Source organism: Exiguobacterium sp. s80, from assembly GCF_018618725.1.
Taxonomy (GTDB): domain Bacteria; phylum Bacillota; class Bacilli; order Exiguobacteriales; family Exiguobacteriaceae; genus Exiguobacterium_A; species Exiguobacterium_A oxidotolerans.
Genome location: NZ_JACSMP010000009.1, coordinates 67,641 through 87,673 on the forward strand (window position 1 = coordinate 67,641; position 20,033 = coordinate 87,673).

At 47.1% G+C, this 20,033-nt stretch carries 22 protein-coding genes; 7 read left to right on the forward strand and 15 right to left on the reverse strand.

What is annotated here, in order from left to right; translation table 11 throughout:
• Positions 1 to 163: 163 nt before the first annotated feature.
• Positions 164 to 850, forward strand: coding sequence for a C40 family peptidase (locus KNP94_RS13650; protein WP_215115844.1), 687 nt, complete (start codon positions 164 to 166; stop codon positions 848 to 850).
• 122 nt (positions 851 to 972) lie between these two features.
• Positions 973 to 1,746: an SDR family NAD(P)-dependent oxidoreductase gene (locus KNP94_RS13655; RefSeq protein ID WP_215115845.1), complete on the forward strand. Its 774-nt coding sequence runs from the start codon at positions 973 to 975 to the stop codon at positions 1,744 to 1,746.
• 73 nt (positions 1,747 to 1,819) lie between these two features.
• Here KNP94_RS13655 and glpX read toward each other — a convergent pair whose 3' ends face one another.
• The 5 genes from glpX to KNP94_RS13680 form a co-directional block, all read right to left on the reverse strand.
• Positions 1,820 to 2,785 carry a class II fructose-bisphosphatase gene (gene glpX, locus KNP94_RS13660; protein WP_088837997.1) on the reverse strand — a complete coding sequence of 322 codons (966 nt, stop codon included), beginning with the start codon at positions 2,783 to 2,785 and terminating at the stop codon, positions 1,820 to 1,822.
• Between the two features lie 32 nt (positions 2,786 to 2,817).
• Positions 2,818 to 4,068, reverse strand: coding sequence for a UDP-N-acetylglucosamine 1-carboxyvinyltransferase (gene murA / locus KNP94_RS13665; protein WP_215115846.1), 1,251 nt, complete (start codon positions 4,066 to 4,068; stop codon positions 2,818 to 2,820).
• Positions 4,069 to 4,095: 27 nt separating this feature from the next.
• Positions 4,096 to 4,743: a fructose-6-phosphate aldolase gene (fsa, locus tag KNP94_RS13670; RefSeq protein WP_029331801.1), complete on the reverse strand. Its 648-nt coding sequence runs from the start codon at positions 4,741 to 4,743 to the stop codon at positions 4,096 to 4,098.
• 165 nt (positions 4,744 to 4,908) lie between these two features.
• A complete protein-coding gene (fba, locus tag KNP94_RS13675; protein WP_088837999.1) occupies positions 4,909 to 5,763 on the reverse strand; it encodes a class II fructose-1,6-bisphosphate aldolase in 855 nt (284 codons plus the stop codon).
• A 132-nt stretch (positions 5,764 to 5,895) separates the two neighbouring features.
• Positions 5,896 to 6,270, reverse strand: a complete 375-nt coding sequence (locus tag KNP94_RS13680) for a response regulator (RefSeq protein WP_088838000.1) — start codon at positions 6,268 to 6,270, stop codon at positions 5,896 to 5,898.
• A 94-nt stretch (positions 6,271 to 6,364) separates the two neighbouring features.
• Between KNP94_RS13680 and KNP94_RS13685 the strand changes: the two genes are divergently transcribed.
• A complete protein-coding gene (locus KNP94_RS13685) occupies positions 6,365 to 6,874 on the forward strand; it encodes a DUF2529 family protein (RefSeq protein WP_088838001.1) in 510 nt (169 codons plus the stop codon).
• Between the two features lie 197 nt (positions 6,875 to 7,071).
• On the opposite strand, the gene KNP94_RS13690 is transcribed toward KNP94_RS13685, so the two are convergent.
• The 7 genes from KNP94_RS13690 to rpoE all read right to left on the reverse strand — a co-directional run bounded on the left by KNP94_RS13690 (position 7,072) and on the right by rpoE (position 14,098).
• The gene (locus tag KNP94_RS13690) at positions 7,072 to 8,394 is read right to left on the reverse strand and encodes a PTS sugar transporter subunit IIC (RefSeq protein WP_215115847.1); all 1,323 of its coding nucleotides are present in this window, start codon (positions 8,392 to 8,394) and stop codon (positions 7,072 to 7,074) included.
• Between the two features lie 12 nt (positions 8,395 to 8,406).
• The gene (locus tag KNP94_RS13695) at positions 8,407 to 9,813 is read right to left on the reverse strand and encodes a glycoside hydrolase family 1 protein (protein WP_214767805.1); all 1,407 of its coding nucleotides are present in this window, start codon (positions 9,811 to 9,813) and stop codon (positions 8,407 to 8,409) included.
• Between the two features lie 14 nt (positions 9,814 to 9,827).
• On the reverse strand, positions 9,828 to 10,136 hold the full coding sequence (locus KNP94_RS13700) for a PTS sugar transporter subunit IIB (RefSeq protein ID WP_029331810.1): 309 nt from the start codon (positions 10,134 to 10,136) through the stop codon (positions 9,828 to 9,830).
• Complete coding sequence (locus KNP94_RS13705; protein WP_029331812.1) at positions 10,133 to 10,480, reverse strand: PTS lactose/cellobiose transporter subunit IIA; 348 nt, start codon at positions 10,478 to 10,480, stop codon at positions 10,133 to 10,135. The genes KNP94_RS13700 and KNP94_RS13705 overlap by 4 nt, the downstream gene beginning before the upstream one ends.
• 150 nt (positions 10,481 to 10,630) lie before the next feature.
• Positions 10,631 to 11,341: a GntR family transcriptional regulator gene (locus KNP94_RS13710; protein WP_088838004.1), complete on the reverse strand. Its 711-nt coding sequence runs from the start codon at positions 11,339 to 11,341 to the stop codon at positions 10,631 to 10,633.
• 383 nt (positions 11,342 to 11,724) lie between these two features.
• Positions 11,725 to 13,320 carry a CTP synthase gene (locus tag KNP94_RS13715; RefSeq protein ID WP_029331814.1) on the reverse strand — a complete coding sequence of 532 codons (1,596 nt, stop codon included), beginning with the start codon at positions 13,318 to 13,320 and terminating at the stop codon, positions 11,725 to 11,727.
• A gap of 253 nt (positions 13,321 to 13,573) precedes the next feature.
• A complete protein-coding gene (rpoE, locus tag KNP94_RS13720; RefSeq protein ID WP_029331815.1) occupies positions 13,574 to 14,098 on the reverse strand; it encodes a DNA-directed RNA polymerase subunit delta in 525 nt (174 codons plus the stop codon).
• Between the two features lie 169 nt (positions 14,099 to 14,267).
• On the opposite strand from rpoE, the gene KNP94_RS13725 reads away from it, so the two are divergent.
• A complete protein-coding gene (locus KNP94_RS13725) occupies positions 14,268 to 14,714 on the forward strand; it encodes a GNAT family N-acetyltransferase (RefSeq protein WP_088838005.1) in 447 nt (148 codons plus the stop codon).
• Positions 14,715 to 14,779: 65 nt separating this feature from the next.
• Here the strand turns inward: KNP94_RS13725 and KNP94_RS13730 are convergent, their stop codons facing one another.
• Genes KNP94_RS13730 through KNP94_RS13740 form a run of 3 tightly spaced genes read right to left on the reverse strand, consistent with a single transcriptional unit; the run spans position 14,780 to position 17,036 of the window.
• The gene (locus KNP94_RS13730; RefSeq protein WP_088838006.1) at positions 14,780 to 15,241 is read right to left on the reverse strand and encodes a heme-degrading domain-containing protein; all 462 of its coding nucleotides are present in this window, start codon (positions 15,239 to 15,241) and stop codon (positions 14,780 to 14,782) included.
• The gene (locus KNP94_RS13735; RefSeq protein WP_214770953.1) at positions 15,238 to 16,278 is read right to left on the reverse strand and encodes an oxidoreductase; all 1,041 of its coding nucleotides are present in this window, start codon (positions 16,276 to 16,278) and stop codon (positions 15,238 to 15,240) included. Before KNP94_RS13735 ends, KNP94_RS13730 begins: the two co-directional genes overlap by 4 nt.
• Positions 16,275 to 17,036, reverse strand: a complete 762-nt coding sequence (locus tag KNP94_RS13740; RefSeq protein ID WP_088838008.1) for a DeoR/GlpR family DNA-binding transcription regulator — start codon at positions 17,034 to 17,036, stop codon at positions 16,275 to 16,277. The genes KNP94_RS13735 and KNP94_RS13740 overlap by 4 nt, the downstream gene beginning before the upstream one ends.
• Before the next feature lie 137 nt (positions 17,037 to 17,173).
• Between KNP94_RS13740 and KNP94_RS13745 the strand changes: the two genes are divergently transcribed.
• From KNP94_RS13745 to KNP94_RS13755, 3 genes are all read left to right on the forward strand, one after another.
• Complete coding sequence (locus tag KNP94_RS13745) at positions 17,174 to 18,016, forward strand: SDR family NAD(P)-dependent oxidoreductase (protein WP_215115848.1); 843 nt, start codon at positions 17,174 to 17,176, stop codon at positions 18,014 to 18,016.
• A 91-nt stretch (positions 18,017 to 18,107) separates the two neighbouring features.
• The gene (locus tag KNP94_RS13750; RefSeq protein WP_088838010.1) at positions 18,108 to 19,676 is read left to right on the forward strand and encodes a GGDEF domain-containing protein; all 1,569 of its coding nucleotides are present in this window, start codon (positions 18,108 to 18,110) and stop codon (positions 19,674 to 19,676) included.
• A 10-nt stretch (positions 19,677 to 19,686) separates the two neighbouring features.
• Positions 19,687 to 20,016 carry a potassium channel family protein gene (locus tag KNP94_RS13755; protein ID WP_029331830.1) on the forward strand — a complete coding sequence of 110 codons (330 nt, stop codon included), beginning with the start codon at positions 19,687 to 19,689 and terminating at the stop codon, positions 20,014 to 20,016.
• Positions 20,017 to 20,033: the final 17 nt, after the last annotated feature.

Here is a 20,033-nt window from a genome sequence, read left to right on the forward strand (position 1 = left end):
TTTGTAGCGGAACTGAAAAAACGTTTTCACACGACCGCATGCTAAGATATTCCTGCAGAGAAAAACTTACAAAGTCGTAAGGATGACTGCCTAAACAAACACTCAATGATTTCATTATATAACTCGGTCACATAAATTTTAATTAAAATGGAGGAATTCACATATGAAACGTTTTCTAGCATCGGTCGCGACAGCCGCATTAGTGGTTTCAGGTTTTGCGTCAGTGGGAACAGGTAAAGTTGAAGCTGCTACAATTACTAAAGTCAAAATCATGGATAACGGATTACGCGTTCGTTCAGGTGCCTCTACAAAATCTTCAATCGTCGGTAAAGTTAACGCAGGTCAAACATTCCGTTATAAAGGAAAGTCAGGTAGCTGGACGAAGATTTATTACGGTGGGAAAACACGTTACGTGTACACGAAGTATACAAAAACATACAAGAAAAAAACATCAACTTCAACAGCTAAGAAAACAACGACTTCTTCTTCAACACGTACAAAGATCTTAAGCGAAGCAGCAAAACATAAAGGTACGCCTTACGTCTGGGGCGGTACAACAACACGCGGTTTTGATTGCTCTGGTTTCACAAGCTACGTTTATAAGAAAGCAGCTGGAAAAACACTTCCACGCTCGTCTTCTTCACAATACTCTTCATCTAAGAAAGTCAGCGTCTCAAGCGTTCAACCGGGAGATCTCGTCTTCTTCTCACACGGTAGCGGCATCCAACACGTTGGTATCGCGACAAGCAAGACAAGCATGGTCAACTCGGAAACGGGTGGCGTTAAATACTCAAGCTTCAAATCAGGATACTGGAGTTCACGTCTCGTCGGAGCCGGTTCTTACCTTTAATCCAAACACGATCGTCCAAGCGGTTGAGCATCGGCTCAATCGCTTTTTTGTTTGTTCTGCGCTATCGTCTAGTTAATACCCTTTTTCTATCAATTCAATCCACGAAACAGGAGCGTGATCCTATGAACGTATTGATTACAGGAGCCTCAGCAGGAATCGGTCGCGAGCTCGCACGGTTACATGGCATGCAAGGAGATCATCTGCTGCTCGTCGGGCGCAATGCCGAAAAACTGTTCGAGACGAAGTATCTCGTCGAACAAGAAGGAGGAACGGCTGATGTCTTTCCTTACGACATCGGACAGCCCCTCCACATCGAAGCCCTCCTTCGGGCGACAAAAGATGATTCGGTCGATCTCTTAATCAACAATGCCGGTTTCGGATTATTTGGTGAGTTTCTCGAAACCGAACTTTCACGCGAACTGAACATGATTGATGTCAACATCCGGGCCCTGACTCATCTGACAAAAGCTTATGCACAGCGGATGCGGGACCAAGATATACAAGGTCGGATCGTACAGATAGCTTCGACGGCAGCATTTCAAGCCGGTCCGTTCCTAGCCGTCTATTATGCAACAAAAGCCTACGTCTTAAGTTTTTCCGAAGCTTTAGCAGAGGAACTCGCGCCTTACGGCATTCAAGTCACGGCGGTTTGTCCCGGTGCGACCCATACCGATTTCGAAGCGACGGCCGGCCTGTCTGCTTCCCGTTTGTTTAAACGCCCCGGCATCATGGATGCGCCAACCGTCGCTAAGCTATCCTTCGATGGATACATGCAAGGCAAGACGCTGGTGATTCCTGGTGCAAGCAATGCCTTCTATGTTTTCCTGACGCGGCTCTTACCACGTCAAACACTCACAAAGATGAGCGCTTCCGTCCAAGCACCGTTGAAAGAATAGTTGGTTCACAAAAGAAAAAGACCTTTCCGAAAAAATCGGAAAGGTCTTTCTTTGTTTTGCTCAGTTTCATGCATTACTTAATGACGAGCTTCGGTTTCTTTTTGAACGAGTGATGTCCTTCGACGAAACGAACGGTTCCTGATTTTGCGCGCATGACGACAGAGTGCGTTTGTCCACCTTGTCCGGAGAACTGAACACCTTTCATCAGCTCACTGTCCGTTACGCCCGTTGCAGCAAAGATACAGTCATCTCCTGAAACAAGATCGTCCATCATGAGGATTCTTGACGGATCTTCAATCCCCATCTTTTTACAGCGTGCGACTTCCGCCTCGTCTGCCGGAAGCAGACGGCCTTGGAGTTCACCGCCGAGACACTTAAGTGCAACGGCTGCAAGCACACCTTCAGGCGCTCCGCCTGAACCGAGCAGTAAATCAATCCCTGTATGCGGGAATGCGGTATTGATTGCCGCTGCGACATCGCCGTCACCAATCAAGCGAATCCGTGCTCCCGTTGCCCGAATCCGTTGAATGACTTCTTCATGACGTTCACGATCAAGAATCGAGACGACGACGTCTTCGATGTCTTTATTTTTAGCTTTCGCGACAGCGGCGATGTTTTCTTCAATCGTCGCATCTAAGCTGACGTGACCTGCCGCTTCCGGACCGACAGCAATTTTATCCATATACATGTCCGGTGCATGGAGCAAATCGCCAGCATCTGCAACAGCGAGTACGGCAAGCGCACCCCATGTTCCTTTTGCGACGATGTTCGTTCCTTCAAGCGGGTCGACGGCAACATCGAGTCGTGGGCCATATCCATTTCCAAGCTTTTCTCCAATGTAGAGCATCGGTGCTTCATCCATCTCACCTTCGCCAATGACGACCGTTCCCTTCATCGGGATCGTATCGAAGACATCACGCATTGCGCTCGTCGCCGCGTCATCTGCCTCATTCTTCAAACCTTTCCCCATCCAGCGGGCAGAGGCAAGTGCCGCCGCCTCTGTTACGCGTACAAGTTCCATTGATAGACTTCTTTCCATGTGTATGTCCCCTCTCTTTTGCTAAAAATCGGTCAGACCGTTTCGCGCCATACGAGGGCCCCGAGCCCTTTTAACTTTTCATCGAACCGTTCATAACTTTGATCGATGAGTTCAGCATGATGCAACAACGTTTCGCCTGAAGCGAGCATTCCACTTAGAACGAGTGCTGCCGCGCCACGCGGATCTTTCGCCTCGAGTTCTGCCCCAAACAACGTTTCACCACCGCGGATGATGATGGAAGCAGCATCTTCATGCGTAATCCGTGCACTCAGGCGACGCATTTCTTGGACGTGACGGAAACGTTGGGGGTACAGCTTATCAACAACGATGCTCGCACCCTTCGCTTGCAAAAGCGCCGCTGAGATGATTGGTTGCATGTCACTCGGAAACCCACCGTAATGGAAAACCCTGATATCGACCGGTTTCATTTCCCCGATTGAAGCCGTGACTGCATCGTCTGCGACTTCAACCTTCGCACCGAACCGTTCGAGCTTTTGAATGATGCTTTCAAGATGTAGCGGAATGACGTTGTCGACCGTGACGCGTCCAAGGACGGCGCCCATCGTCAGAAACGTTCCCGCCTCCATCCGGTCAGGAATCAGTGTATGACGACAGCCTTGAAGCGATTTAATCCCTTTGATGCGAATTTCATCGGTCCCTGCACCTTTGACACTCGCTCCCATGTTCGTAAGCATCGTACTGACATCGATCACTTCCGGATCACAGGCGGCATTTTCAATCACTGTCGTTCCTTCAGCCATGACGGCGACGAGTAACGCACTGATTGTCGCACCGAAGGAAGGTAAATCAAGATAGATGCGGTTACCCTTTAACTCTTCGACACGCATGTAGTAAACACCTTGTTCGTTCCGCATCGAAACACCGAGACGCTCGAGTGCTTTAATATGCAAATCAATCGGTCGAGGACCGATGGCATAGCCACCGGGTAGACCGACGACCCCCTGTTTAAATCGCGCTGCAAGAATGCTCATGAGGTAGATTGATCCACGTAATTTCCGTGTCTCCGCTCCCGTCAAAGGCATTGGTTCGACTTGACTCGGGTCAATCGTCACCATATCGCCTTGACGTGTCACGACGGCTCCAAGCGTCTCCATGATTTGGATCATCGTCGTAACGTCGCCAATGTCCGGCACACCCTCAAGTACGACTTGCTGATCCGTCAAGAGTGCGGCCGCGAGGCATGGAATCGCACTTTGTTTCGAACCGCTGATCAAGACCGTTCCTTCAAGGCGTTGTTGCCCTACGATATGCAAAATGTCCACTATCCATCAACCTTTCTTCACCATCTATTATTGCTGGGCTTTTTCCCAGTCCGCGAGAAACTTCTCGATTCCTTGAGTCGTCAATGGGTGGTGTGTCAACGACTCAATGACGTTGAACGGAATCGTCGCGATATCTGCACCTGCAAGTGCTGCATTCGTGACATGAATCGGATTACGAATCGATGCTGCAATGATTTGTGTCGGAATATCATGGACAACGAAGATTTGCGCAATCGTTTCGACGAGTCCCATTCCATCTTGCCCGATGTCATCGAGACGCCCGAGGAACGGCGAAACGTATGTCGCTCCAGCACGTGCTGCGAGAAGTGCCTGGTTCGGATTGAAAATCAATGTCACGTTCGTCGTAATTTTTTCTTTTGACAATGCTGCAACTGCTTCAAGACCAGCAGGTGTCATCGGAACCTTTACCGTAATGTTCGGTGCGATTTGTGCGAGTTCCTTCCCTTCACGAATCATTCCTTCTGCATCGAGTGCGATGACTTCCGCACTGACGGATACATCCCCGACGATTTCACAAATCTCACGGAGACGTGTATGGAAGTCGACGCCTTCTTTTGCGACGAGTGATGGATTTGTTGTAACCCCATCTAAAATCCCCATTTTATGTGCTTTTTTAATATCCTCTACGTTCGCTGTGTCGATAAAAAATCTCATTTTAATCCTTCCCCTTTCATCCCTTAAAGTATTCCCTTGAAATCGCTTACTGTTCCATTATAAATTTTTTTCGCTCGAAGTCCTAACGTTTTCCAAAAACAGTTTGCTTTCTAGATGAAAAAAAATGCGATAGACCGGAGTCTACCGCATTTTAAAGGATAAAAATTATGCTTTGTTGCTTGAACCAAACTCACGCATCTTACCGATGACTGTTTGTTTGATTGCTTCGCGACCTGGTGCGATGAATACGCGTGGGTCATATGCTTCTGGTTTCTCAGCCAATACTTCACGAACGACTTTCGCGAATGAGATTTGGTTCTCTGTGTTGACGTTGATTTTAGAAGTACCGAGCGAAATCGCTTTTTCGATATCGTGTGTCGGGATTCCTGTACCACCGTGAAGAACGAGTGGAAGGTCTGTTGCGTTACGGATTTCTTCCATTTCAGCGAAACCAAGGTTTGGTTCACCTTTGTAAGGACCGTGTACAGAACCGAGTGCTGGAGCGAGCGTGTCGATGCCTGTTTCTTTAACGATGCGAACGCACTCGTCAAGTTTCGCGTACATAACGTCACCGATAACGTCGTCTTCTTGTCCACCGACAGTTCCAACTTCTGCTTCAACAGAAACACCTTTAGCATGTGCATACTCAACAACTGCTTTAGTTGTTTCGATGTTTGTGTCGATTGGGCTGTGTGAATCATCGATCATTACAGATGTAAATCCAGCGTCGATCGCTTCTTTACATTTTTCAATGCTTGAACCGTGGTCGAGGTGAATCGCAACAGGAACTGTTACTTTCATGTCGTGAACGAGACCTTCTACCATTTTAACAACCGTGTAGAATCCGCCCATGTGACGTGCTGCACCTTCAGATACACCAAGGATAACTGGTGACTGCTCTTCTTGAGCCGCACCGAGAATCGCTTGTGTCCACTCGAGGTTGTTGATGTTGAATTGACCTACTGCATACTTACCTTCGAGCGCTTTGTTTAACATGTCTGTCATAGATACTAATGGCATAATGACATCCTCCTCTGTTTTGATCGCTGCTTACACGGAATCGTGTAATTTCAGACTGATTATAACATACTGATTCGCTTGAACGTACAGCATTTCGCTCTGTTTTCAGGTTTGTGACGACGACGTGAAGGATTAACCGCTTACATCGCTCGAAATCTGCACAGTCACTTCTTTTTTCAGTTCAAAGATATCAAACGGCTTTCCGAAGAAGGCGACGACACCGAGTCGTTTCGCTTCTTCCATCGCTTCTTTTTCACTGAGCGCCGTCATTAAAATCGTCCGGATCGGACGTCCGATTTGGTCTTGATGACGCAACACTTCAATCCCTGTTTTCCCAGGCATGTTGACGTCCATCAGCAGCAGATCGTAATCCGCTTCGCGTAATCGTTCAATCGTCTCGATTCCATCGACCGCTAAATCCGTGATGTACCCTTGCGCCTTGAATAACTGTGCCAATAAATTCCGTATGCCCGGCTCATCTTCCGCGATGAGTAGTCTCCCTTTCATCTTTCACACTCCCCCTCTAGTTATTTCCATTCTACATTAAAGTAAAACTTGCTATATACTGTCTGTGATAGAAATTTAGAGAGGATGTTCACCCATGATGAAAATTTTAGCGACTCAATTCAACGGAAAGCTTCAAAGTCTCGTCAAACAAGAGGACGAATTGTTCGATGTCGTCCGTTTGCTGGCTCAAGCGCTCGTCGGAGAGGGTACCGTTTATGTTGATGCTTACGGCGAATTCGAAGGTCTTTATCCGATGTTGTCCGAAGGTCCGGACCAAATGAAACGTGTCTCACAGATTAAAAATCATAAAACACTCCATGCCGTCGACCGGATTCTCATATTTACACCGGATACGGAACGCCCCGACTTCCAAGCATCACTCGCCCGCTATGACTCGTGGCATACACCGTATGCAATTGTCACGCTTGGAGATGTAACAGAGACGCTCGAGCGCTCCATCGCACCACTCGCCTTAAAATTCAATAAAGGGTTGCTCCCGGCTGAAGACGGCTCGCGTCACGGGTTGCCAAGTCTTGCCCTCGGAGCCTTTTTGCTGACACATATCTTGACGCAACTGCAAGAGATGACGGAAGAGTGGGCTTGACGCTTTTCTTCTATAATAATGACTGCTGAATCCTAGATACGATCTTTGCAAAAATTTAACCGAGTATCACTCTTTCATGTCGTCCTCTTTCGATGGGTGGCGCACAAAATACATGGTTCCATACAAAACAATTAAAACCGACCGACTCCCCTATTGTTTCAAAAGAGGAATCGATCGGTTTTTCTATGAGCACGGTTTTATGCCGAAGCTTGATCTTCCTGTGCTTTGACTTCTTCTCCATATGAGATTTGATCCTGCATTCGAACGAAAGGCAAGTAAATCGCAACGGACATAGCGATCGTCGCAATCTGTAAGAGTGCTGCCCGCCATCCTCCTATCAAGAACCCTGAGATGATTGGCGGAGTCGTCCACGGAACTTGCAAGGCATTAAACGGTTCGACCCATCCCCACAAAATCGTGAAATAGACCATGAATGATGCAATCGCCGGAACAATGACGAACGGGATAAACATGACCGGATTGAAGACGATCGGCATCCCAAAGATGACTGGCTCATTGATGTTAAACAGACTCGGTGCAAGTGACAATTTACCGAGCTGCTTCAAGTGAGCTGAACGCGCAACCATAAGCGTGGCGATGATGAAACCAATCGTAATTCCAGTACCTCCAAGTTTCGTAAATACATCAAGAAACTGAATCGTAACGATCTTTGCATTCTCTCCGACGACAAGTTCTTTCCCCGAGTCGATGAGCGCTTGGTTCTGCAATGCATTTGCTGTCAATAATGGTCCCATAATCCCCATGATGATTGCCGCACCATGAATGCCGCACCACCACATAACAGACATCAAGACCATGATGAGCACTGCTCCGGCAAGCGTATCTGTTAAGTTTTGAATCGGTGTTTGAAGCACGTCATAAATGACTTCCGTGAACGTCCGATCAGCGAACGCCTGGAATACCGCAAACGTCACAACTGACAGTGTGATGACAGCTAATCCCGGTACGAGCGCTGAAAACGAATTGGCCACACCTGGTGGGACGCCATCCGGCATTTTGATACTGATTCCACGCTTGATGAACTGCGAATAAACGAACCCGACAACTAATCCAACAAGAATCGCTGCCATGACCCCTTGTCCGCCTGTCCAAACTTTTGGCACGACCCCGTTTACGACTTCTCCTGATTCCGAAAGGACTGAAGCTTGAGTAATGATTAAAAACGAGATAATTGCAAGGATACCAGCCGGCACCCCCTCAATCTTTTCATTTTTGACGTAGGAATAGGCAATCCCGAATACACCAATCAAAGCGAGGATGTCGAATGTCGCTCCAACGACCTGCGTCAGCGGTAACGTCCAATCTGCCCCAAATAACCCTGACATGAAATTTGCCCACCCCGGAATCGGAAGTGCCAAAATCAGTAGGAAAAGTGATCCGATGATAGTCATCGGCATTGTCAAAATAAATCCATCTTTAATAGCGAGAACAGGTTTTGCATTCGCAAAACGAGCAAAAGCTGGTGTGACTTTTTCGAATGCGGTTTCTAGACGGCTCATTCGGAAACCTCCTTATAGGTCTGCAGCGCGCGTGGCGATGATTTCTTGATACCAATGGAACGACTGTTTCTTTTTACGAGCAAGACCATTTACATGATCGACATAGATGAAGCCGTACTGTTTTTTATAGCCGTTCAGCCAGCTCAGAAGATCAATGACCGACCACGCATAGTAACCCGAGACGTTGATCCCTTCTTGAACGGCATGCTTCACCGCACGTAAATGACCTTCAATGTATTCGATTCGTGGTGTATCTTTGATTTCTTCGCCGACGATTGGATCGACGTCACCAAGTCCGTTCTCTGTGATGTAGATTTTGATATCGCCATAACGGGCTTTTAGCATCCGCATTCCTTCGAGGAAAGCATCCGGTGCAATTTCCCAGCCCCACTTCGTATACACTTTATCATCCATCAAGACCGTCTTGTAAACACCATCGAACGACGGATTCCCAGGGCGACCTGTCGAATTTTCACGTCCGCCTGCCATGACGAGTGCTGTATCATTTTTCATGACACGTTGCGGGCAATAATAATTAAGACCAATGAAATCATTCATCGGAGCTGTCCGTTTGAGCAAGTCGAGCTCCTCTTCCGTCCAGTCAGGAAGAAGATTTTGTTGGTCCAATTGTTTGACGACATATTCCGGATATGTTCCTTTTAAAATTGGATCATAGAACCAGTGTGTCGAAAATTCATTCGCATGCATCTCAGCAAACTTATTATCCGCCTCATTATCGATGCTGAACGCTGGATTAAACACATGTGTGATGCCAATCTCACCTTCATAACCCGCCTGCTTAAAGCTTTCGATCGTGCGCGCATGTGCGACGAAGACGTTATGCGTCGTTTGGAAATACGCCTTTGCATCTCCTTCGATTCCTGGTGGGTGTGCACCTGACAAGTAGCCGAGCGAACAAAAGATGACCGTCTCGTTAAAGGTGATCCAGTTGCGGACGCGATCCCCAAAAGCCTCAAAACAAGTCTCGGCAAAACGGACGAACGCAGCGACCGTCTCCTGACTCCGCCAGCCGCCTCGTTCTTCAAGTACTTGCGGAAGATCCCAGTGGTATAGCGTCACGAATGGTACAATGTTGTGTTTTAAGCACTCGTCGATGACGTTGTTGTAAAACTCTAATCCCTTTTCATTCACTTCCCCCGTGCCATTCGGGAAGATGCGTGGCCAAGAGATGGAGAAACGATATGACTCGAGTCCCATTTCAGCCATCAGTCCGATATCTTCTTTGTAACGGTGATAGTGATCAATCGCGACATCACCGTTTGTATTTTCAAATGTCTTTCCTGGAATTTTCGAGAAGACATCCCAGTTCGAGACACCCTTCCCGTCCTCGTTCCATGCACCTTCGACTTGATAAGAGGCAGAAGCAGCACCAAACAAGAAATTTTTAGGCATTTTCAAAGTCGTCACCCCGTTTATTTATTTGCGAGTTTGATCGCATGGTCCAGTACTTTTGTTCCGTTCATCATGCCGTAGTCAACCGTATTGATGACATCAATCGGAACACCTTTTGGTTCACAGATTTGTTTACCTTTCGCAAGTAAATATTTGACTTGTGGTCCAAGGAGCGCAACATCGATTGTATCCACATACGTTTCCATTTCCGATTCCGGGTACGCTGCGATTTCCGTTTCAAGACCACGTTCAGTAGCAACCGCTTTCATTTTTTCCACTAACATACTTGTTGACATACCTGCTGCACAGAAAAGTCCGATTTTCATCATTTTTGATCCATTCCCTTCAGTTGGTTGATTTCGTTTTGCATATTCATCATGTATCCGAGCATTTCTTTTACAAGAATCGTATTCATCAAATGATCTTGAGCATGTACCATCAAGACACCTACTGTAGCTGTTTTCCCTTGCGCTTCAAGCGTGACGAATTTCGTTTGGATGCCGTGCGCTTCTTTTAATGTTGCATCCCCTGTCTTGACCGCTTCATTCGCTTCCGCGACTTTCCCTTCTTGCATGAGGAGCATTGCCTGGTGGTAACTGGCTTTCGCGTCTCCCGAGAGGGCGATGAGACCAAATATATCTTCCGGTGTAATGTCAATCGTTTCAGAAACCATTGTATCTCTCCTTTTTGTATGGATAACTAAAATTCATAGGTACAAATTCTACAAGTTGATAATAGCACGCGTTAAATTTTATGTAAACCCTTTCTTATTGAATAAAATGTGAACAAAAAAACGTAAGCGAGATGACTCTCTCGCCTACGTTCATGATTTAATATTGGAGACTTTAAGCATTTTGACATGTCGAAAATGATGTGTAGCACGTGATACGTCAAAGATTTGACCATTCGTTAAATACACAGTGTTGTCGACGAGCAAGGCTGGATCATCTTCTTTCAGCTCGAGTAATACTGCGTCATCTAATTTCAAAAAATCAGCATAGATGACGCGATCAGCAAAGCCAATCGCGAGTTTTTGATCATTACGTAAATAGTTATAAATTGATTTCTGAATGATGTTTTCATCAAGGTAAATGACTAAACTTTTACGAAAATAGGAATCCTCGACTGAAAAAGGATGATCGTCGACCAGACGAAGACGCTTGACGTAATAAACGGGGGTTCCGACCGGACACTTCATTCGTTCTGCAACTTCTTCGTTTGCTGTCGTCTGCTCAAACGCAAGGACACGCGTCTCGACTTTCCGTCCACTAAAGTCACTAGTCAATCCTTGGAGTTTTTCGAGATTCACATAATCGCTGTTGTAATGATCCCGAACGAACACCCCACTCCCTTGTACTTGATAGACATATCCTTTATTCACAAGAATCTCAATCGCTTTTCGGACAGTATTACGGCTGATTCCATATTTTGTCGCGTATTCGTCTTCTGTGAGCAACTTGTTTGTATGTTGATAGACGTGATTTACGATATCCGTCTCGATTTGTTCTGCAACTTGCTTATACTTGGCGGTCATCGCTATCTACACCTTCCACTTAAATTTGTAGGAATGAATTCGCTATCATTATAGCAGATAAATTTAAAAAGCGTCCTTAAACTACGGAATCATTGAAATTTTAGAGATATGTCCCCTTCACAATCATAGATTCGTAGCCTGTGACTCCTACAGGGAAAGATGCGATTTCGCGCTAGCAGCGGCAAAAACGAAAAAAAACGCTTTTTAGGCAATATCGTAGGGAAAGACAAGTGATGCAGACGTTTTGAAGATGAGTCGAGACAGGAAAGCTTGTCATGACAGCAAGCTCATGCAGACTCTTGACGCTTCATAAGAGTTTGTCTACACGCCAAAACCCCCTGTTTCCGCTTGGAGACAGGGGGTTGATTTGCTCGTCCTACTTCTTATTCTCCAAGTGACGCTCGGATGAAGTCATGGAAGAGTGCTTGCGGACGTTCTGGACGTGAAATCAATTCCGGGTGGAACTGACACGCGACGAACCATTTATGTTCTGGAATCTCGATGATTTCAACGAGACGGCCGTCCGGACTCGTACCCGAGAAAATCATGCCGTTCGCTTCGAACTGCTCACGGAACTCGTTCCCGAACTCGTAACGGTGACGGTGACGTTCGTAGACAAGCTCGCTCGAATACGCCGCACGTGCTTTTGAACCTTCTTCAAGCTTACACGGGTACAGACCGAGACGAAGCGTTCCACCGAGATCTTCGATGTCCTTTTGTTCAGGGAGCAAGTCGATGATCGGATATGGTGTCGACGGGTCGATTTCAGCCGAGTGTGCCCCTTCGAGGTTCAAGACGTTACGTGCGAATTCGACTGTTGCAAGCTGCATGCCGAGACAAATACCGAAGAACGGAACGTTGTTTTCACGTGCGAAACGCGTCGCTTCGATTTTTCCTTCGATGCCGCGTTCTCCGAATCCGCCTGGAACGAGAATTCCATCTGCTGAACCAAGTAATTCGGCGACGTTTTCACGCGTCACGTCTTCTGCATTGATCCAGTCGATGTCGATGTCACTATTGAAGGCGAAACCGGCGTGTTTGAGCGATTCAGCAACTGAGATGTACGCGTCACGGAGCTCAACGTATTTTCCGACGAGTGCAATCTTCGTTTTCTTCTCAAGATGCGTCACCGTATGGACGAGTTGCTTCCACGCTGTCATGTCAGCTGACGGTGTATCGAACTTGAAGTAATCGCAAACGAGTTGATCCATGCCTTGACGTTGCAAGTTGAGCGGTACTTCGTATAATGTCGATGCATCTTGTGCTTCGATGACGGCTTCCGGACGTGTATCACAGAAGAGTGCGATTTTATCTTTCATTTCTTGCGGGACCGCATGCTCTGAACGAAGCACGATGATATCCGGCTGAATTCCGTAGCTGCGGAGTTCTTTGACACTGTGTTGTGTCGGTTTCGTTTTCAATTCACCTGCTGCTGCAAGATACGGGACGAGCGTACAGTGAACATACATGACGTTTTCTTTTCCGATATCGTTCTTGACTTGGCGAATGGCTTCGATGAACGGAAGCGACTCGATATCCCCTACTGTTCCACCAATCTCCGTGATGACGACATCTGCGCCTGTCTCTTTACCGGCACGGAAGACACGATCCTTGATTTCATTCGTGATGTGCGGAATGACCTGAACCGTTCCACCGTTGTAATCACCGCGACGCTCTTTTTTGAGAACTGTCGAATAGATGCGGCCGGATGTCACGTTTGCGTTTTGGCTCAAGTTGATGTCGATGAAACGCTCGTAGTGACCTAAATCAAGATCGGTCTCAGCGCCATCATCCGTTACGAATACTTCACCGTGTTGATATGGGCTCATCGTACCTGGATCGATGTTGATGTATGGGTCAAATTTTTGAATCGTGACGTTCAGACCACGGTTTTTGAGCAACCGTGCGAGTGAAGCAGCCGTGATTCCTTTTCCAAGCGAAGATACTACCCCACCGGTTACGAAAATATACTTTGTCATGAATAAAATGCTCCCTTCTCAAGTCCAAAAATCTAGCAGAGGTCTAATAAAATAAAAAAAGCAAAAGTGCCCCCATTTGCAGGAGACACTTTTGCTGAAATTAAGCACGTTGCTTAAAGAAGCCCATGACTAACTTACGTCATTCCGAAAACTTCGTCAAGCAGATTTTTAACAAATAAAAATCTTTCGTCCTTAGTCAGCCGTCAATGAAAAAACTACGATTTCTTACTCGAAATCGCAGCTGTACGGTTGTTTATACTTCTTCTTCATCGTCCTCGAAGTCTTCGAGATCGTCTTCTTCTAAATCATCTTCAAGATCGTCGATTGCTGCAACTTTCTTGAAAGAATCGTCTTCCGTGTCGTCAGCTGAATCATAGTCCGCTGTCTTCGCGAATGTATCGAGGTCATCTTCGATCGTCTCGAATTCATCTTCTTCTGCGTCATAGTTGAACTCTTCTTCGAACTCGTCGAGTTCACCACGTTGACGTGCTTCGATGACGAGATCCTCGTCTGATTTATCAAACGGATACCAAGCACGGAGTGACCAACGGTTTGCTCCGACGTTAACGAAGTTTCCGTCGATATTCATGTCTGTATAGAGTTGAGCAAGTTTCTCGAACTTGTCTTCTTCACCTGTAAACGAATGATACTTTTCAATTTCTTTCGTGATGTCATCGAAAGTGATTGGCTGTTCGCCAGCTTCTTGAAGCATTTCATTGACGAATTCAATCAGTGAAAGTTCAGTAATTTTTTCTTTACTCAAACGGCTGAGGCTCATTGTGACGGCCACTTCCTTTCATTTGCGTTCAATCCATTACTTCTCATTATACGCAAAATGGCTTTTAAAAATCCAGTCTCTATTCGAAAAAAGATTAATTTGCTTCATTTTTGTGTTTCTGTCCTCACTAAAAAAGGAATAATGGAGGGAGAAGAAGGAGGAATTGACGATGGAGATGACAGTTGAACGAGTAAACGATTTTGACAGCTATAATTGGTTGCCTTTACTTGCGAAAAGCTCGCAGGAAGGATTTCAATTTATTGAGTACATGTTACGAAATCGTCGCGATGAAACCTTTCAAGAGACCGGTGAGGCGCTATTCATCGTTCTTTCGCCGATGGGGCAACCCATCGCCTGTGGTGGTTATACGAAACAACCGCACGAAGCTTCGACCGGCCGGATTCGCCACGTCTATGTTTTACCTGAAGCACGGTCCAAAGGAGTCGGAACGAGCTTACTCGAGAAAATGATTCGGGAAGCTTTCTTAAGTTACGACCGGCTCGTACTCTTCTCTGATGCCGCAGATGGTTTTTATCGGCGCCTCGGATTCGTACCTGCATCCGGTGAGAAAGTCACCCACGAACTAGTAAAATCGAACAATCGGAAACAGATATAAGAAACATTTTTTATTTTTAACAATCGAAAAGACCGTGTTCCCTGAATCGGGGACACGGTTTTTCCTTACGCCATTCGTTGTTTTAAAAAAGTCAACGCATCGATCGCTAATTGATGATCGGCCTCTTGCGACAACCCTGACACGGTCAGTGTACCGATGATCCCGACGCCTGCGACCCGAATCGGAAACGATCCCCCCGCATCCGCATAATCGCCTGGCGCAACGGCGTACATCGTATGGTAGGACCGTTGTTTCAGTTTATTGTAGACACGCATGTAGAGCGAGCTATGTCCGTGACGGGTGACGACGTTTGATTTACGGCGAATCCATTCTTCTTGATCGGGAGCCGTTCCTTCGAGTGCCGCGTAATAGAGACGTTGCCCATTGCGTTTGATTTCGACGGCAACCGCTAACTCTTCGCGCAGTGCCCGCTCAATGACGTATTGTCCGGCAGCAATCGCCTCTTGATTCGTCAAACTCGTCAAGACGAGCTGTTGTTCTTGTTCGAGTAAAGTTTCGATGTTCATCTGTCCCACTCCTTCCGACAGATCGTCCGCCCATCTTCACTGCTTTTGCGGACGGCTTCGATCAGCTTCATTGTCTTCAAAGCATCATGCAAGTCGACCGGCAGTCGTCCTGTCGCTAACCCGTCCGCTAAGTCGCGGTAATAGCCGAGGTAGTTTCCGGATAGCGTTTCCAGCCGTTCTGCTGCCTGTTCTGCCAGCTGCAGATGACCAAAGTCCTCCGGGTCGTCCTCACCTAATGTCCCGTCCGCTTCCCGCCCTGAAGCAAGTCGCGCTTCTTGCGGGTCCATCCCGTATTTCACATAGCTTCCCCGCGTACCGTGCAACTCAAAACGTGGTGTCGGTCCTTGAACGAACGATGTCGAGCGAAGAATCACCCGGCGTTTGCCATAGTGCAGCGTGATATGGAAGCCGTCATCCGTCTCTGCCCCGTCACGTTGCATCAAGACGTCACCCGTCAATTCGTCCGGTTCACCGAACAAGGCAAGCGCTTGGTCAATCAAATGGGAACCGAGATCAAACAAGATGCCGGAACCCGCTCCCTGCTTCTCCCGCCAGCGGTCACGGACGACCGGACGGTAACGGTCAAAACGTGACTCGAGAAGTTGCCAATCACCGATTTCATTGGCTTCTATCAATTGCTCGACCGTCAGGAAGTCACCGTCATAGCGACGGTTGTGATACACGGCGACATGCACCCGATGTTGTTCGGCAAGTGCCAGTAGCGCCTCCCCTTCCTCAATCGTAACAACGGCCGGTTTTTCGAGTAAGACATGTTTGTTTGCTTCGATTGCTTGCTTCGCCATCTCGAAATGAAGACCTGTCGGCGTCGTGATGACGACGAGCTCTGTCGCTTGATCGTGCAAGGCCTCGTCGAGCGTCGTAACGACACGCGCTTCCGGAAAGACACGGTGGACTTTTCCTGCGTCACGTGAGACGACTTGTCGCACATGGAATTCGGGTAACACATCGAGTAACGGGGCATGGAACGTTACAGCTGAAAAGCCGAATCCGACAATCGTGGTTTGAATCGGTGTCATGTCAATTCCTCCTTCGCCACTTCAATCGTGACGTCTGCTTGATGTAGTCGTTCTTCCCAATCCGCAGATGGGCGCTCGTTCGTAATCAGGACATCGAGTTGTTCTAAGCTACAGACTTTATGGAAAAAACGTTTGTCAAACTTCGTCCGATCGGCTAAGACGATCACTTCTGCCCCGCTCCGAATCATCGCCTTTTTGACGATCGCTTCTTCTAAATTTTCTGCGAACACCCCTTCACTTGTCAGTCCGCACGCTCCGAGGAACACGCGGTCGACTTGATAATGCAGGATGTCATCCGCTGTTTTGATACCGACGAGACTCTTCGCATGCGGATCGAACTTGCCACCCGTGACATACAAGTCGACGTTTGCCCGTTCGCCGATCTGCTCCGCGATTTCGAGTGAATTGGTGATGACCTGTAAGGAATAGAACGGAATATACGCCGTCATCTTCGCGACCGTCGTCGCCGCATCGAGTACAATCCGGTCATCCTGCTTGATTCGCATCGAGGCCCGTTTTGCAATCCGTTCCTTCTCTGGTTGCTCCGTCCGTTGATCGTACTTCAAGGTGCGCTTCGCCCCCGCACGAACAAGCCCGTTTTTGATGCGAATGATATCGCCTTCACTTTCCAGTTGAATGATGTCACGCCGTGCTGTATCCCGCGAAATTTGATACGTTTCGACCAGTTGATCGAGCGTCAGCTCCGGCGTCGTCTTAATCCATTCACGCATCTTTTGTAATCGTTCTGCTTGACCCATAAAGCACCTTCCTTATATTCAATTCTTTCCTTTATTTTAATTTTTTTCATTAAAAATTGCAATTTTAATGCAAATAAAACGTATCCAGATTCGGGTAAAGGAAACTAATGCCACATTAGATAAGGAGGGACGACGATATGAAATCCATGTTAATTACGGGTGCCTCGTCAGGAATCGGATTAGCGACAGCTCGTCGCTTTGCTGAATCCGGATGGACAGTTTACGCGGAGGTACGCGAACGAACGGAAACACTTGAAGACTTTAGTTCCACTCACCTTCGCTTCATTACACTTGATGTCACGGATACGACAAGTTTGAAAGCAGCTTCTCACCAAATCGAACAAGAGGTCGGTCATCTCGATGTCTTGTTTTGTAATGCCGGCCAAGGCTTACTGCGGGCAATCGGGCAGGCGACGAGTTATGAGATCAACCAACTGTTTGAGACGAACGTCTTTGGCGTGATGCGAACGATTGAACAGTGTCTGCCCCTGTTAAAAGCGGCACCGCACGGGAGTCACTTGCTCGCGACTTCAAGTACGAGCGGACTCGTCGGACAACCACTCAATGAAATTTATTGTGCGAGCAAATTTGCCGTCGAAGGTTTACTCGAAAGCCTCGCGACCTATTACAAACCGTTCTTTTCAATTGATGTGACACTGATTGAGCCCGGTGCCGTCGAGACGAACTTCACGGCAAACGTTCTTGACCAGCTCGAGCAGTCAGGCGGCTTGCATGAGGATGATTTTAAACCAATCGTCGAAAATTATTTACGTCTGTACCGGAAACACCATGCGACGCGCCAAGCATCGCGTGAAATCGCTGAGTTGGTTTATGCCCTCGTCCACATGAAAGAACCAAAACCGCTGCGCGTCCGCACGACACCGGTCGACGAGGCTTTCGTCGCGCATAAGACATCTGCCGATCCGTCTGGATTAATCGGTATCACGAAGACACGTCAATTGACATTAAATCTTGAATGATTTCCCTCTTGTAAAAAAAACGCCGTCATCCTCTCGTCAGACGTCCTATACTGAGACTATATACCTACAGCTTAGAAAGGGCGGTCTTGTCATGACGACATTATTTTTGTTTACCGCGGTTTATCTACTACCCACGTTCATCATGTTTTATATGTCCGTCGACATTTTCTTACGCAACCCGAAACGAGCGGAACACCGCCTGTTAAGTCTGTTCACATTTGCTTACGGGATGATGTTCTTAGGCGAATTTTTCCGAAATGCTTCGCCGATTGAAATGAGTCCGGCTTTCGTGACGTACTGGTTCGGAAATGCCGGATTACTTGTATTTAGTACGTCTCTTCACTTTATCTTTCGTGTCTCAAATCTTCGAAAAAAAATCCCCCGTTTTTTGTATCCCGGGATTTTTTATGCACCGATGCTCATCGTCCTCGTAACTTATCTCTTTCAAACGAATGTCATCAACAGCCAACGTTTTGAACAAGTCGGTCTGTTCATCTACCCAGAATTCAATTCATCTTATTTAATTACAATCACCGTCGGAAACGTGTTTCACACCTTGGTCTTCACGTTACTTGTTTATACACGCAAACAATTAAACGATGCGCGGCGGGGGATTATCACCTTACTGATTTTCGCTGCTTCGCTCACACTCATCTGGAACATTTTGTTCGGTTACTTTTCGTTTTACGGCAAGATCCCACCGTATGCGTATATGTATGGCGGACTCTTTTGGGCGGCTGCCATCACGATGTCAATGCGTCGATTTGATTTCTTGGCTTCTTATCAAACACGCTTCGCGACACTCTACAACTTGAACCCGTCAGCCATCGTTCTTCTAGACCGCAGTGGCGTCATCGAAAGTGCTAATCCGGCCGCCTATCAACTGCTCGAAGAAACGGAACTCGTCGGACAGTCGTTCCTTGATTACTTGCCGCAAAACAAGCGAACGGACTGGCTCGAACATTACACACACCACTTTGACTCTTCTAATCAATTCATCGAATACGAAACGAAAGTCGCGACGATTCAAAAACAGGAACGGTATGTCGTCATGGATGGGGATTTCGTTTTCATCGAACAAGAACTGCATGGGATGTTGCTCATTCGTGACATTCAAGCTTCGAAAGAGGCGGAACAAGCGATTCGTTTCTTCGCCTATAACGATCCCTTGACGAAGATTCCGAACCGACGCAGCTTTTACGAAACAGCCGCGGCGGAACTCTTACAACACGCGAGTTGCTCGATTGCCGTCGTCGATCTCGACGGATTCAAAGCGATCAACGATACGTTCGGTCATCAAATCGGTGATGAATATTTAATTCACATCGCACAGCTGCTAGAAGAACATGTTGCAGAAATCGGATTTGCGGCACGTGTCGGAGGCGATGAATTTTTCTTATTGCTCTATGATCAGACACCAGAACAGCTGCACCACTTCGCGACGTCCTTGCTCGAGCGGTTCCAAGTCAATCCTTTCACGCTAGCTGAAGAATTAATCGACATCCGAACGAGTATCGGGATCAGTTTCTCACCTGACCACGGGATCAACCTTGATACATTGATTCACCATGCAGACCAGGCGATGTATGACGTCAAAAACAACGGTAAAAATGATTACCGGATTCATGATACGATGGACAAAACATTGCGTCAGCATTAAGGAGATTTGTATGATTTCATTTTTAGCGATTTTTTCACGGTTGTTCAAAGGCATTCGACGAGCGTTTCAGATTTCTTATTTCCAGGGACTCCTGTTCCTCTGTTTGTTGACGTTAGTTTCCGGAACAATTTTCTATAGCACCGAAGAAAATTTATCGATCGTCGATGCTCTCTATTTCTGCATCACGACGCTCAGTACGATTGGTCACCCGACGTTCGTTCCGACGACGACACTTAGTAAAATCTTCACGATGGCCTACATTACGATTGGATGCGGTCTGTTCCTGACCTTGATTGCTACCCTCTCGTACGTATTGATTAAGCAACCCGACGAAGATTGATGAAGGGAGAACGTCCG